Annotated in this window: 10 protein-coding genes; 1 reads left to right on the top strand and 9 read right to left on the bottom strand. The window is 38.0% G+C overall.

The window, feature by feature from the left end; all coding sequences use genetic code 11:
• Positions 1 to 49 precede the first annotated feature (49 nt).
• From ACVWM0_RS01225 to ACVWM0_RS01195, 7 genes are all read right to left on the bottom strand, one after another.
• Positions 50 to 994 carry a DHH family phosphoesterase gene (locus ACVWM0_RS01225; RefSeq protein ID WP_476472838.1) on the bottom strand — a complete coding sequence of 315 codons (945 nt, stop codon included), beginning with the start codon at positions 992 to 994 and terminating at the stop codon, positions 50 to 52.
• Positions 995 to 1006: 12 nt separating this feature from the next.
• A complete protein-coding gene (locus ACVWM0_RS01220) occupies positions 1007 to 2332 on the bottom strand; it encodes a DRTGG domain-containing protein (RefSeq protein WP_476472837.1) in 1326 nt (441 codons plus the stop codon).
• Between the two features lie 142 nt (positions 2333 to 2474).
• A complete protein-coding gene (locus ACVWM0_RS01215; protein WP_476472836.1) occupies positions 2475 to 3896 on the bottom strand; it encodes an MFS transporter in 1422 nt (473 codons plus the stop codon).
• Between the two features lie 71 nt (positions 3897 to 3967).
• On the bottom strand, positions 3968 to 5641 hold the full coding sequence (locus ACVWM0_RS01210) for a ribonuclease J (RefSeq protein WP_476472835.1): 1674 nt from the start codon (positions 5639 to 5641) through the stop codon (positions 3968 to 3970).
• A 252-nt stretch (positions 5642 to 5893) separates the two neighbouring features.
• Positions 5894 to 6382: an ECF transporter S component gene (locus tag ACVWM0_RS01205; RefSeq protein WP_476472834.1), complete on the bottom strand. Its 489-nt coding sequence runs from the start codon at positions 6380 to 6382 to the stop codon at positions 5894 to 5896.
• A gap of 276 nt (positions 6383 to 6658) precedes the next feature.
• A complete protein-coding gene (locus tag ACVWM0_RS01200; protein WP_476472833.1) occupies positions 6659 to 8047 on the bottom strand; it encodes an aldehyde dehydrogenase in 1389 nt (462 codons plus the stop codon).
• Positions 8048 to 8167: 120 nt separating this feature from the next.
• Entirely contained in the window at positions 8168 to 9883 is a 1716-nt protein-coding gene (locus tag ACVWM0_RS01195; RefSeq protein ID WP_476472832.1) for an ABC transporter ATP-binding protein, read from the bottom strand.
• Positions 9884 to 10048: 165 nt separating this feature from the next.
• Here ACVWM0_RS01195 and ACVWM0_RS01190 point away from each other — a divergent pair, with 165 nt between their 5' ends.
• Positions 10049 to 10747: a GTP pyrophosphokinase gene (locus tag ACVWM0_RS01190; protein ID WP_476472831.1), complete on the top strand. Its 699-nt coding sequence runs from the start codon at positions 10049 to 10051 to the stop codon at positions 10745 to 10747.
• Positions 10748 to 10767: 20 nt separating this feature from the next.
• On the opposite strand, the gene ACVWM0_RS01185 is transcribed toward ACVWM0_RS01190, so the two are convergent.
• Together ACVWM0_RS01185 and ACVWM0_RS01180 are read right to left on the bottom strand one after the other, a co-directional pair.
• Positions 10768 to 11976, bottom strand: a complete 1209-nt coding sequence (locus tag ACVWM0_RS01185; protein WP_476472830.1) for a chloride channel protein — start codon at positions 11974 to 11976, stop codon at positions 10768 to 10770.
• A gap of 5 nt (positions 11977 to 11981) precedes the next feature.
• A complete protein-coding gene (locus ACVWM0_RS01180; protein WP_476472829.1) occupies positions 11982 to 15203 on the bottom strand; it encodes a DEAD/DEAH box helicase in 3222 nt (1073 codons plus the stop codon).
• Positions 15204 to 15211 lie beyond the last annotated feature (8 nt).

Raw genomic sequence — 15211 nt, 5'->3', positions numbered from 1 at the left:
AGACCATAACGGCTTCCTCTTTTTATTAAATCATACACGGCTTTATCTATTAGTTATTACTAACAGCTTCTTGAATTTCTTTATAAATAGCCGCAACTTCATCCATATCTTTCGCATTAGCCCCACTGGCTAAAGGATGGCCACCGCCATGATGACGTTTCGCAATGGTATTAATCACAGGTCCTTTAGAACGTAAACGGACACGGTAAAAACCTTCTGGTTGAGCCACAAAAATGCCCCACGCGATGACTCCCTTAATTTTTCCTGGGATTGGAATAATGGCCGGTGTTTCAGAATCCACTACACCATAGTTATCCAAGACCTCTTGAGTCAACACCACCATAGCAGCACCATTCTCATCAATGATCACATTTTCTGCTACGTAACTAGACAAACGAGCAATTTTCTCCGTTACTTCGTCCATGTGACGACTTAATTGAGAGGCATCAAAATCGTACTCTCTTAGTTTTGATGCTACCCATAAGGTATGACTTGTCGTTGCTGGGTATAAAAATCGACCAGTGTCTCCTATGATGCCTGCATAAAGTAATCGAGCGGCTTCAGATGTCATAGTTAACACATCTGAATGGGCTTCATAAAAATCATAAATCATTTCACTCGTGCTGCTTGCTTCTGTATTGATCCAAGATAAATCACTGTAAGGTTCGTCATTCGGATGATGATCAATCTTAACAAGTTTATCACCTAAACTATACTGTTTCCCACTAATACGTGGTTCATTGGCTGTATCTGTCACGATGACTAGCGCGCCTTTATAGGTATCATCTGACACCTCATCCATTGTGACAAGGTAATCTAAATCGTTCACAGGTCCACCAGACATAAGGATGTTCTTTTCTGGGAATGATGCTCTAAGCATCTGTGTTAATCCCCCTTGAGACCCCAGTGCATCGGGATCTGGACTTTGATGACGATGGATAATAATCGTATCATACCCTTCGATTTCAGCTAGTACTTTCTTTGTTATGTTCACGTGTCCTACCTCCTAAGATTGCTCCATCAATTGACAGACCATAATTGCTTTTGCCACCATTACATTATCAATAAATATTTCAATATCCACCTTGGCTGAACGACGCCCCATTTCAATTATCTTAGGACGCATATCAATTTCACTGTCGATGGGAATTAATTTAAAATAATACAAACTTAATTGTTCCACTACGGAATGATATTTATGAGATAAAACCATCGCTCTTTGCGTGACTGCTGCAACGAGTTGATTTAACACACCAAAAGAAATGGTCCCCATACTATCTACCATTTGCGGTGTGACCACAAATGAAAAATTAGGCAACTCATCTTCACCATTACTTGGCTTTTCAAATATATCCCCTGCAACCACATCAGCGAACGTATTAGCAACTTGTGGTTGTCGTTGACTCATCTGCATTGCCTTCATCACATCTCGGCGTGATACAATGCCTATTAACGTCAAATCATCTTCTACTACTGGAACAATTTCTAACCCATCCCAAATCATTTGATGCCCAATACTTGCGACGCTCATGTGTTCTTTTGCTTGTCTTGGCTCTTTTGTCATGACTTTTTCAATGAGTTGAGAGGGCTGTTTATTCACAATATCTTTTGATGTAATGATCCCTACTAATCGGTTGGATTTATTGACGACAGGGAAACGCGTAAATCCTGTACTCTCCGTCAATTTTTGATAATCAGCAACAGTGCTTTTAACGTTCATGAAACAAGTATCTGCCACTTTAGTCCGGATGTCAGCCACTGTCATAATATCTTTTTTAATCAACTGGTCACTAATAGCTCTGTTAATCATCGTCGCTACTGTAAAGGTGTCATAGGTTGTTCTTAAAATGGGTAACTCTAGCGTATCTGCCAAAGATAAAATATCTTCTGAGATATTAAATCCGCCTGTAATCAGAACCGCTGCACCATTTTCAAGGGCCAAACGTTGAACTTCCTCCCTATCTCCCACAATCATCAAAGATCCTGGAGAAATGTAGCGTGTCATGTTACCTGGTGTCATAGCACCAATAATAAACTTATTCAAAATCTTATCTAACCCTTTTCGGCCAGCTAAAATATCCCCTTCAATAACTTTAACCACTTCACCAAAGGATAATTTTTCAATGTTTTCTTTTACTTTTTTTTCAATTCGGATGGTACCAACCCTTTGAATCGTTGAGACCAAACCAAGGTTCTCTGCCTCTTTTATGGCTCTATACGCTGTCCCTTCACTTACATTGAGGACTTTAGCAATTCCTCTAACAGAAATCTTATCTCCTACTGGAAGAGATTCAATATGTTCTAATATTTGATCATGTTTTGTTATTGCCATTTTTTTCACCACATTCTATTTTGTCATAATCATACACTATCTTATGTCATATAATCGACTATTAACCTTAATAGTATCATCTTTTGTTCTAAAAATAAATGAGATTGATTGTAACAGAATTACCTCTTAACTGTGACACTATCTAGTAATCTTTTTTTGATTGTTTAAAACGTGACAAGGTCAGGATAAGACCAATGACACAAATACCAAATGATGCTAGATAGGCCGCGTGCATCCCTTTGACAAAAATATCAGGTCGCCCAACAATATAACCTGTTACCTTTTCTCCGTACTCAAGGCTCATACGTTGGTACAAGATTGTTGTTGATAAAGAAATACCAAGTACCATTCCAAAGTTTCGCGCAAGAGCATTCATACTACCTGCAATACCTAAGTGTTTCTTTTCCACACTCGACATAATGATGGTGTTATTAGGTGCAGTGAACATGGCATTCCCTGCGCCAACCATAGCTGTTACAATAATAAACCAAGCAATAGGACTACTATCTTTCATGAACACATAGCCTAATTGCCCTAACATCACAATGGTCAATCCCATTAAAGTAATTAAATAAGGGCCTTTTTTATCTGTTAGATACCCACTAATGGGTGCTCCAACGACCATCACTAAGGGGAAAATCATCATTAGTAATCCTGCTTGATGCGTTGGAATACCTCTCACTTCTTGCAAATAGAAAGGTAAAATGACGTTTGAAAAGAAATTAGTCACAAAAATCAATGTAGCCGTAATTAAACTAATTTTAAAGGTTTTATTTTCAAATAAACTCAGCTGAACAAGTGGTTCCTCTATTTTTTTCTCATAGCGATAAAAGATAACCAGAGAGGTGATACCTACTACAAATAGTAACCATACGAGCCAGTGACCAAAACCAATTTCTTGTCCTAAGAAAACACCACCAAATACAGTAGATATGAACAATGAGAATAAAACAAAGCCAACAATATCAACGGATGCTTTTTTCTTTTCTTCATGTCTTGGTAAGAAACGCCAACCAATCCCAATGGTAATCAGCCCCACCGGTACATTGATCCAAAAAATATATGACCAATGTAGACCAGCTAAAATAACCCCGCCGATCCCTGGTCCTGCAATGGCTCCTAATGAAACAAAAGAACCAATTAACCCTAAGGCTCTCCCACGTTCATGAGGTGGGAATACTTCGGTAATGATTCCGTTGCTTGTAGACATAGTCATGCTTGCCCCGATAGCTTGAATCACCCGTGAAAATAATAGTAAAGGCAAGCTCCCAGGTATCCCACACAACAACGAACCAATAATAAAGACAAAGGTACCTAATTTAAAAATACGGACTTTCCCCACACTGTCACTCAATCTCCCAAAGAATAACAAGAAGATACAAATAGCCATTAAATAGACGGAAACAACCCATTCGGCTTGGTTCATTTCAATCCCTAAATCTTTTGACATCGTCGGTAATGCTATATTAACAATACTTCCATCTAGTGTAGCCATAAAGGTAAATAACCCCACTGACACCAGACTTAGCCAACGATACTTATGAATCATTTCTTCATTTTTCATGTTTTTTCCCCTTCCAAAACAAAAAACTATCGTCCCTTGTGAGAGCGAACGATAGTTTTGATATGCGTCACTTATTTTCTTTTTTGACTTGATTCCATTATAACCGGTAAGATCACTGGACGTCTCTTAGTTTGCTCATACAAATGACGACCTAATTGATCTCTAATTTCTTGTTTCAAGACGCCCCAATCAAAATCTTGTTTTTCTAAATTCTCTAGGACGACTTTCTCAACAATCGCAGCACTTTCTTCCATCAAATCAGTGGATGTCTTAACATAGACAAATCCACGAGATGTAATGCGCGGTTTTGAAATAATTTTTTTAGCACGACGATTAATCGTCACTGCTGCAATAAAGATGCCATCTTCTGATAACACTTTACGGTCACGTAAGACAATGTTACCAATGTCTCCAACCCCTAGACCGTCAATGAGAATATTATCCGCATCCGTTGTGCCTGTCATTCTTAAGCGGCCATTTTCAAGCTCTAAAATATCGCCTTTACCTGTGATAAAGATATCTTGGTAGCTCATGCCTACTTCATTGGCTAAACCTGCATGAGCCGCTAATACTCGGTATTCACCTTGGACAGGAATAAAGTATTTTGGTTTCATTAGATTAAGCATTAATTTAAGATCATTTTGGTTTCCATGACCTGATACACGAAGATTATCAGAAATCGTTTTAACCGTACCACCTGCACGGTAAATCATGTCTTCTGTTTTAGCTACGACTGTTTCAACAGACACGGATGGTGTTGTTGTAATATAAATTAAGTCGCCTTCTTGGATTTTAATTGATTTGTGTCGGTGACTGGCCATACGTTGTAATGTATTTAGTGGCTCACCGCGACGACCCGTCTCTAAAATCAAGACTTGTGAGGCATCCATTTTTTTCATTTCTTTTTCTGAGATCAATAGCTCTTCATCAGGTAATGTTAAGCGCTCTGAGCGAATCGCAATCTTCACGATTTTCTCTGCATCTGCTCCCGTTAAGACAACTTTACGTTGGCACTTGTGAGCCGCATTAAAAATTTGTTGAATGCGTTGAATATTGCTTGCGACACTTGCGACGATAATTCGACCATCCCAATAACGAACCGTATCAAATATTTCTTCGGCTACTTGGTTTTCAGAAGCTGTTAATAACTCGCTTTCAGCATCCGTTGAATTGCTTAATAAAGCAAAGACACCCTCTCTACCGATTTCAGCCAATCTCGCAAAATCTGTTTGGTACATCGGACTAGCACTTTGATCAAATTTGAAATCCCCAGTATAAACAATGCTACCTTGATCCGTTTTAATTGAAACACCTAACGAATCTGGAATCGTGTGTGTTGTTCTAAAGAAGCTCATCACTGCATCCCCAAAATCAATTTCACTGAATTCGTTGATAACATGAAAATCATTGAATTGTTTTGTTTGTGGGTAATTTTTAACATTGATTTTTGCTAATTCAATGGTTAAATCTGATCCAAACACTGGAACAGATATGTTCTCTAACAGATAAGGTAGAGCCCCAATAGCATCTGCATGTCCGTGACTTAAAAAGATACCTGCGACTTTGTCTTTGTTTTCTAATAAATAAGAAAAATCAGGAATAACAATATCAATACCTAATTGTTCGTTTTCTGGATACTTCATTCCGCAATCAAGGACGAAAATACTTTCTCCGACTTCTGCTACGTATAAATTTTTACCTGTTTCTTTTACGCCACCCAATGGGACGATTTTTATTTGACTCACTTATGTCCACCTCATTAATCTAGCAAGTCTTCCTTGCTATCATTTTATTTTATTTTTTTGTTGTGTATTAAATAAAAGGGCACATTAATAATCTAACCTTAGAGGCTGTTATTAAGACGATATGTTTCTCATAACACTCTCAACTGTTAGAATAAAATATGCCGTTTCTTTTTCTTATTATCTGTTTTGTTTTTTTCTCAACATAACTCACTCACTATTTTATCACAGATTGCGTAAAAAAGCTTTTTAGATTCACTGACGGAAATAACGCGTTCGTTTGAGTGGCTTTGATAAGAACAATGCCCCAATAATACCTGCCATACTTTGAATGATATTTCCCGGAATATCAGCGACAGCTCCCACACCGTAAGATAATAAATAAGCCGCAGCAATATAGTAACCAACCACCATCACCACAACAGATGTGCCGAGATAAATAGCCATCATCCCTCTGTTCTTACTTTTTATGCCTTTACCAGCTAAATAACCTTGAAGACCATGAATGACCAAAGAATAAAACATCCATTGGGGATACCCTAATAATAAATCCAACATCCCTCCGCTTGCAGCCCCCACAACAGCTGCAGATACAGGCCCCATCAAAAAAGCCACCGTATAGATACCAACATCCAGTAAATTTAAATATCCCGTAGGCGTAGGGATGGGTAACATCATTGCCATAGCCACACATAGCGCTGTTAGTACTGCTAATAACGTTAAATTCTCTCTAAATTCTTTCATATTGTCCACCTTTCACGTGATAACTTATTCACACATTATACCGTAAGGCATTCTATAAACCTAGACTTTATATAAAAAAATACCCTTTATTCTATCAATAAAAAATCACATTTTTAAACATAAATGAACATGATTTCGTCACATTTTGACTCTATTATAAAGACATACCAAACAAACAACCCTAATAACATTTTTTCTTTTTTATTTACTCCTCCAAAGTAAATAAAGACAATCCTTTTTAGCGGCAGGTCGTCATACCTGCCGCTTTTTTTGTCTTTACTTCATCACCCGTTTAATCACACTCAACTTCTTTTTATTGTATGGTGGGTATAGTAAGGTCATATCCAACCAAGTATTTTTTTCCACAATAGCTTTTTTGTGAGTAAACTGTTGATAACTAGTTTCTCCGTGATAATGACCCATACCAGAAGCTCCCACCCCTCCAAAAGGCAGGCGGTTATTAACAAGGTGATAAATAGTATCATTAATCGTCCCACCACCAAATGATAGTTCCGAAAGCACCTGCTCTTTTATTGCCTTATCTTCCGTAAATAAATACAAAGCCAATGGTTTATCCCCTCTTTTAATAACATCTATTACTTCTTGATCAAACGCAGATGCCTTATAAGTTAATACGGGTAAAATAGGGCCAAATAGTTCCTCTTCCATCACTTTATCCACTGTGGATATCTTATGAATCACCGTAGGACTGATGTATTTCTCGCTTACATCGTAGTGTCCACCAATAACCACTTCCCCTTTTGTTTCCTCAAGCAAAGATGCCAATCGTTTCGTATGACCTTGCGTGACAAGCCTAGCATAATCAGGATTATCCACAGGGTTTTCCCCATAAAAGGCTCTAATTTCTTTTTTTAAATAACTTAAAAACACTTTTTCCACAGAGTCATCCACTAACACATAATCCGGCGCAACACAGGTTTGACCATTATTAAGGTATTTTCCCCACACAATTTTTCGTGCTGCTTTTTTTAAATTCGCAGATGCCGTAATAATAGCCGGGCTTTTCCCGCCTAATTCTAGGGTGACAGGAATCAATTGTTTTGCTGCCGCTTCCATCACGATTTTTCCAACTCTGGAGCTCCCTGTGAAAAAAATATAATCCACAGGTTGTGTTAATAACTCTGTCGTCTCCTCAATACCACCTTCAACGACTGCAATATAAGACGAATCAAACGTTGATTCTATCATTTCTTTTATAACTTTTGACACATTCGGTGTGAGCTCTGACGTTTTGATAACTGCCGTGTTTCCTGCTGCAATGGCACCAATTAACGGCTCTATCACTAATTGAAAAGGATAATTAAAAGGACCAATGATCGTCATGACTCCGTAAGGTTCTGATAGGGTATAACTTTTTGAGCCAAGTAAATAGATAGGATTCCTTACCTTTTTTGGGGCCATCCATTTTCTTAACTGCTTGATACTATCACCGATACTCCCTAATACATAACCTATTTCAGTGGCATACACTTCAAATTTACTCTTATGTAAATCTTGCTCAAAAGCATCATATAATGCGCCTTCATAGTGAATAATACTTTCTTTCAGCTTATGTAATTGTTCCATTCTAAAGTCATATGATTTGGTCCCATTGCTATAAAAAAAGGCTTTTTGTTGTTGAATAACCGTGCCTATCTTATCCATTTTTCTCCGCTCCTCTGTTCTTTGTCTTCTTCTATTTTCTATCCTTCCTTTGAAGATGTCAATTGGAAGCAAAAAAAGACACTTCTCATCAAAGAAGCATCTTTTTGATATAATCCCTTATCAAGCTCTAAATTGTGCATCATATAATGCTTTATATGCACCGTTTAGCGCCATTAATTCTTCGTGGCTACCCTCTTCGGCAATCCCTGTTTCATTGACGACAATAATGCGTGTGGCTTGTTTAATCGTAGCCAATCGATGAGCAATAATCAACGTCGTACGACCTTCTGATAATGATAACAACGATTCTTGAATAATCGTTTCCGTTTCTGTATCTAACGCCGATGTCGCTTCGTCAAGTATTAAAATAGGTGGATTCTTTAAGAACATTCTTGCAATCGATACTCTTTGTTTCTGTCCACCAGATAACTTCACTCCACGTTCCCCAATGACCGTATCAAGGCCCTCTGGTAAACCATCAATCACTTTTTCTAAGTGAGCTAGACGGATTGCTTCATTAATTTTTTCCTCTGAAGCCCCTAATTTCCCATAAGCTACGTTATCTCTAATCGTTCCTGGGAATAGGAACACATCTTGTTGAACCATACCAATGTTTTGACGAAGACTACTCATGGTCATGTCTTTAATATTGATGTCGTCTACTGTGATAGCTCCTCCATCAATGTCATAAAACCTTGGCAACAAATGACATAGGGTCGATTTACCTGCTCCACTTGGACCTACAAAAGCGACCGTCTCACCTGGTTTGATGGTTAGAGACAAGTGATCAAATACTTCTGTCCCATCACTGTAACTAAAAGAAACATTGTCGTACTTAATATGTCCTTCTAAATGGCTAACAACGATCGCCTCTTCCTTATCACCAAACGGAATCTCTCTATCCAACTCCTCAGCAAAACGTTTGAATCCTGCGAACCCTTTTGGATAACTTTCAATCATGACATTGATTTTCTCAATTGGGCGAGCAAATACATTAGACAGTAAGATGAAACCAACAAAATTACCGTTTGTGATTTCCCCTCGAATGGTATAAAAAGCACCAAATAGTAACGCAAATAAACTAATCAAACGAATCAATAAGTAATTATATGACGAACTCATTGCCATGGTTTTGTAGAAAGCTAATTTAGACTGGCGATACAATTGATTCAGACCTTGAAATTTTTTGTTTTCATAAGCCTCATTAGCAAAAGCCTGTGTTACCCTGATACCACTCACACTGGCTTCAATCCCCGCATTGAATTCACCTAAATTCTCATAGATATGCGTGTTGACTTTCGTCATGCGCTTGTTAAAGAATACTAAGGCAATCGTTATAAATGGCACCATAATCGATGTTATGATTGCTAATTGTGGGTGAATATTAAACATTAAAGCAAAAGACGCGACTAAAGTCATTATCGTTATAAAAATATCTTCTGGACCATGATGAGCCAACTCTGATATTTCAAACAAATCACTGGTTAGTCGGGTCATTAATTTTCCTGTTTTTTGATTATCATAGTATTCAAAGGGTTGTTTTTGCAGATGAGCAAACAATTCGTTTCTCATATCTGTCTCGATGTTCACCCCTAATTTATGACCAAAATAAACCACAATATATTGGAAGATGGTATTGATAACATAAAACCCAAACAATCCTGCACAGACAACCACGATTAATTGGATGTTTTTACTCGGCATAATATCATCAATCACCCGGTTAACCAGTACAGGGAAGATTAATTCCAAAATGGCGGCCAAAGTGGCACAACCAAAATCTAATAAGAACAACGCCCGATAAGGACGATAATAACTAAAAAAACGTTTAAACATACTTCTCCTCCTTTTTAACTATAGAAATATCACTATACCATAAAACATGATTTTTTTTAGTTTCATGCTTTTACCCTTCATGAGAATTTTCCTATTTGGGTGTTCATTATTCATAATGTGTGCTAAGTTATTTATATTATTCCATAGAAAGTGATGGCGATACACATGTATGACACAAAAGAACTAGTCTCTATCTTAAAGCAAGAAGCAACACAAACTAACTCCTACGTAGCAGCTCTTGATACCTATATGGAGATGCGTTTATTATACCGTTCTGCTGCCGATGAAGTGGAAACTAAACTTAATATTATTAACAGAGAACTCAATTACCGACCTGCTATGGAGCACAAATATGCCATTCATACCATTCAAAGTCGGATTAAAACCATGCCTAGTTTAGTCAAAAAACTCGAACGACGTCAGTTAGATTTTTCAAAAGACATCATCATGACACAACTATTTGATATTGCAGGGGTTCGAGTGATTTGTTCCTATGTCGACGATATTTACCTTGTTCTTGATGCTCTTAGTCAACAAAGCGACGTTACTGTTGTAGAAATTAAAGACTACATTAAACACCCTAAACCAAATGGCTACAGGAGCCTTCATGCGATCGTCCAAATTCCTGTCTTCTTTTTACAAAAAACAGAGCATTTGAATGTGGAAATTCAATTTAGAACGATTGCAATGGATTACTGGGCAAGTTTGGAACACACTTTACGTTATAAAAGCCACGATCATGGTGAAGATGTGGCTAAACGTCTCGGTGCTACCTCTCACTTAATCGAACAACTGGAAGAGGATATGCTAGGAATTAGACACACCATTGAATCTAACGAAAAACAGGTAACATCAAGTCACTAGACTTGTTGCTACCTGTTTTTTTATTTGATTATTTTATCCACTGCAAGATAAGACAATGCCGTTAAACCAATCACTGGGGCCAAATTAAGAGGGAAAAATAACATCATAAATAGTCCCACCAGAATCGGTGATTTTAACACGCTAATAGCAACACTCGCCCCTGTTACTGCGACAATAAAAAGGGCATCAAACTGAGGTAATAGTCCTGAAACAGCAAAGCCGATAATCATACTTGAAAAGACAACAGGAAAAATGTCTCCCCCGACCCATCCTGTGTGCAAACAAATCTGTAAAAATAACAGTTTAATCATGGCAAGGAGTAACAGAGTCGCAACGGTTTCTTTTCGCCCAATACTTGCTAGTAAGGACATACTCGTTTGACCTGAAAACAAAAGATTGGGATACAACTGGCTAACACCAAAAATCACAACCGAACCAAACAAAGCTCTGATAATCACAGAGGGCAATAGTCGATGCAACCCATACTCTAATTGGTGGGAGGCCTTATCATACAGTCGGCTAAAGAACATGCCTATTAATAATAAAGGTAAAATTAACCACACATTTTGCCACTCAAAGGCCGATTCTCCCATTTTACTTACAAAAGAAGGCTGACTCGTCACTTTCATTAACAAACTAAACGCGGCGGTCCCATTGATAATAAATAACGTATTAAACAAGCGTTTTTTTGCTAATAATTTCCCTTTATTTGGTGCCAAAATCGGGTCATACTTCTGTAAATAATCCCTTGGATTCATCATCCTCAGTAGACGTTCTTTTTTGGTTAATCGAGCCAATTGTTTTTGATTAAAGTAATAATACCTTAACTTGTCTGATTGCCAAACAGATAAAGAAATAATCCCACTGAGTAAGGCTGCCTCTGGTCCAACCCCTGCTCCAAAACTTAAAACAATCAAAGCAATACCCAAGCTGTGCCAAATTAAGCGATAGTCCAATGTCCGATGTTGTTTTAATTGTGTCATGGTTCTGTGAGCTGTCACAGGTAGGTTTCCCCATTTCTTTCTCACAAGGCCTACTGCCAAACCACCCACCAAACACATGACCAAAAAGTACCAACGATTTAGCACAAGTTCATTAGGTATGGTTTCCCATAGTATTTCTGTTAAGCCACCTTGTAAAAGCAAGAACACAAAAGAAACAATCCCAATAAATAAGCTCATGATTAAGCCGTACATCACAAAAAAGAACGTATTTTTGCGTGACATCATTTTCCTTATACCTCCTGGTCTCGTCCCACATCTAATATGTCTCTAATATCATCAACGGTCATGCGGGAGATATCTTTCACTTCATCAGAGTTCAATACCTGTTTAAACAGTTCTTTTTTCTCTTCTTGAAGGCGATTCATTTTTTCTTCAATCGTTCCTTCTGAAATCAGACGGAAGACTTCTACTTTATTTTTTTGACCCATCCGATGTGCTCGGCCAGTTGCTTGATCTTCTACTGCCGGATTCCACCACAAGTCATATAAAATAACCGTATCTGCCCCTGTTAAATTGAGTCCAGTTCCACCTGCTTTAAGTGAAATCAAGAAGACGTCTTTTTCACCACGATTAAATCGGTCAACCATCTCTTGTCGTTTTTCTAGAGGCGTACTGCCACGTAAGTAAAATGTTTCTGCCCCAATTTCAGATAACTCTGTTTCTAAGATATCTAACATGCTTGTAAATTGAGAGAATAACAAAATCCGACGACCGTTCTCTTTCGCTGTCGCTACAATGTCTAAGGCTTGATTCAATTTACCAGAATCTCCCTCATAATCCTCAAGGAATAACCCTGGGTGACAACAGATTTGGCGCAGTCTAGTCAGTCCAGCCAGAATAGACACATGATTTTTTCGCATGTCGCTTTGAGACATTGCTGCCACGCTATCTTGCATTTGTTTTAAGTAGGCTACATAGACTGTTTTTTGTTCTGTCGTTAAATTGCTGTACAAGTCTGTCTCTACTTTGTCTGGTAAATCTTTTAATACTTCCTTCTTCTCACGTCTTAAGACGAAAGGTTGAATCATTAAAGCAATACTTTCTGTTGGTAATTGCTTAAACTTACGTAACGAGGGGAAAAATCCTGGCATTAAGATACGGAATATCGACCATAATTCCTCTAGTTTATTCTCAATCGGTGTCCCACTTAAAGCAAAATGACGATCTGCTTTTAAGGTTTCAATCGCTTGGAACGTTTTCGTTGCCGCATTTTTTATCATTTGAGCTTCATCAAGTATTAAGCTATGAAGACCAATGCTTTGGTACAGTTCGCTGTCTTGACGCAAAGTAGAATAGGACGTGATGATAATGTCTATCCCTGTCATTTTGTCTAATAATTCAGCTCTTTCATTTTTAGCACCTGTAATAATTTGGCATGACAACTCTGGTGCAAAACGTTTAATTTCTAATTGCCAGTTATAAAGCAAACTCGCAGGGGCTACGATTAGAGATGGCTTGGTTAAAAGGCCATCCTCTTTTTCAGATAATAGGTAAGTGATGGTTTGTAAGGTCTTACCCAGCCCCATATCATCGGCTAAAATACCACCAAATTGATAGCGACTCAACATTTTCAACCACTTAAACCCTGCCACTTGATAATCTCTAAGGGTTGCTTGGATGCCTTTAGGTAAAGCCACATCAAAGTCTCCAGGTGTGGTTAAATCCGTCACCATTTGATTGAAATCTAGAGTTGTTTCCACCTCTTCTACCTCAGATAACACGTCGCTAATCATCAAGCTTCGGTACTTAGGTATTTCTAATTTCCCTTTACGAACCTTCACGTCATCTCTTAATTGTTGCAAGACATGGCTGGTTTGTTGGAAGCCTTCATCGTCCAGGAATAGCATTTGTCCGTTTGCTAATTGATGAAAATCTTGTTGTTTCATCAGACTAACTAAGACGTCATTCACCTCTGAGTCCTCAATATTAGAGATATCAAATTGGATATCTAACCAAGAACCATCTTCTTGAATACGTACTTTTGGTTGGTGATTACCTGTGTTTAAGAACATTTCGGACACATTATCAGCCAATTCAACGGTCATATAGCGTCTTAATGTTGGGACTTCTTCTCGTATAAATGAATACAGTTCATGCTCCAATGGCAACAATTTTTCAAATGATGTTTGTCTTTTAGCATACCCAAAATGGCCAAGTAATGTTTCGATGCGTTTTTCTTGGACTTGATTACGAATAACCTGATTTTCTTTTCCGGTATGTGTGTCAAATGCGGCATCAGATGAGAACGTCACATCTTCGTACATAAAGTCCACTCGCGCGGATAAATGAGCGTCCTTTTTTTCAATATAAAGGCGTGTTGTTAATGGCACTCGTATCATTTCAGACACAAGCATATCAGAGACATGAATGGTTGCAATCTCTTCCATATTTGGCAATATATAAGAGAACAAATCACCCACATTATCTTTTGAAAATCGCAAAACAGGTTCTTCCAATCGCTTCAATAACTGGATTAACAATTCATAGCGTTTCACTTGATCATGTGATAATTGGTACACAGAATGTGCCCCAAATGCCCACTGATACTTTTCTAAATACAATTCGACGCGATTGTCTATCTCCACTTTATAGTCTGACAAGCCGATTGGTGAAATAGACAAGTCAATTGGCAGTAAGCCTTCTTTAAAGGTCAAGGTCTGTTTCTTATCTTCTTCCATTTTCAGATTCAACTCGCCACGTTCTTGTAAGGCAGTAATAAAATAATGAGCGTTCGTCTTATCTAATAAGAGATAACGACGATTGATTTTCCCTTTTTGTTGAACACCCGTTTGATTGAGCAGCTCTTGGTCATTACTAATGGTCACTAACCGGTCCAATAACTGACGATCTTTTTGTAAGAATGATGTGGTACCCAGTTCAAATTCATGATCATTGATTTTGTATCCACCACTCGATTCATACACAGACAAAAATTCTTCCAGGTGTTTTACCACGTAAGTTCTAGCACCAGGGTATCTGCCTCCAATCTTCAAGCTCATGCCAATCACCGATTGTTCTGGATGATAAGATAAGGTTTCTACCACATCTAAAAAGTACTCTACTTTTAAAGGATCACTTGAAACAAACATTTTTTCCGTTTCCATAGACTGTAATCTTTCAAAACTTTTAGAAAAAATATCTGCATGAGAGGGGGGTTGGTAAGCTTTTTCAGCCACAACTTTCTTTTTAATATAACGATTAATTCCTTTGTCCCTCATGGCTAATTCAACTGCGACAGTGTGCTTACAAAATCCGTGTTGGTGCCAATACTGACATTGACACACATCTTCCTCTCTCGCCGTCCCGTCTAGTTCAATATGGAACACTTCTGAACCAATGACATCTGCGTACCATACCTGTTGTTCCTCATTCTTACTTACTGAAACAACTCGGCCTTCTTTTGCGTAGGCACGACCTTCTTCTACTACTTTTTCTGGAATTGACCACTTCATTGACTCAC

Source organism: Vagococcus sp. 211, assembly GCF_056322705.1.
Note: the sequence above shows the minus strand (reverse complement) of the source record. Positions and strands in the feature narration are given on the sequence as shown.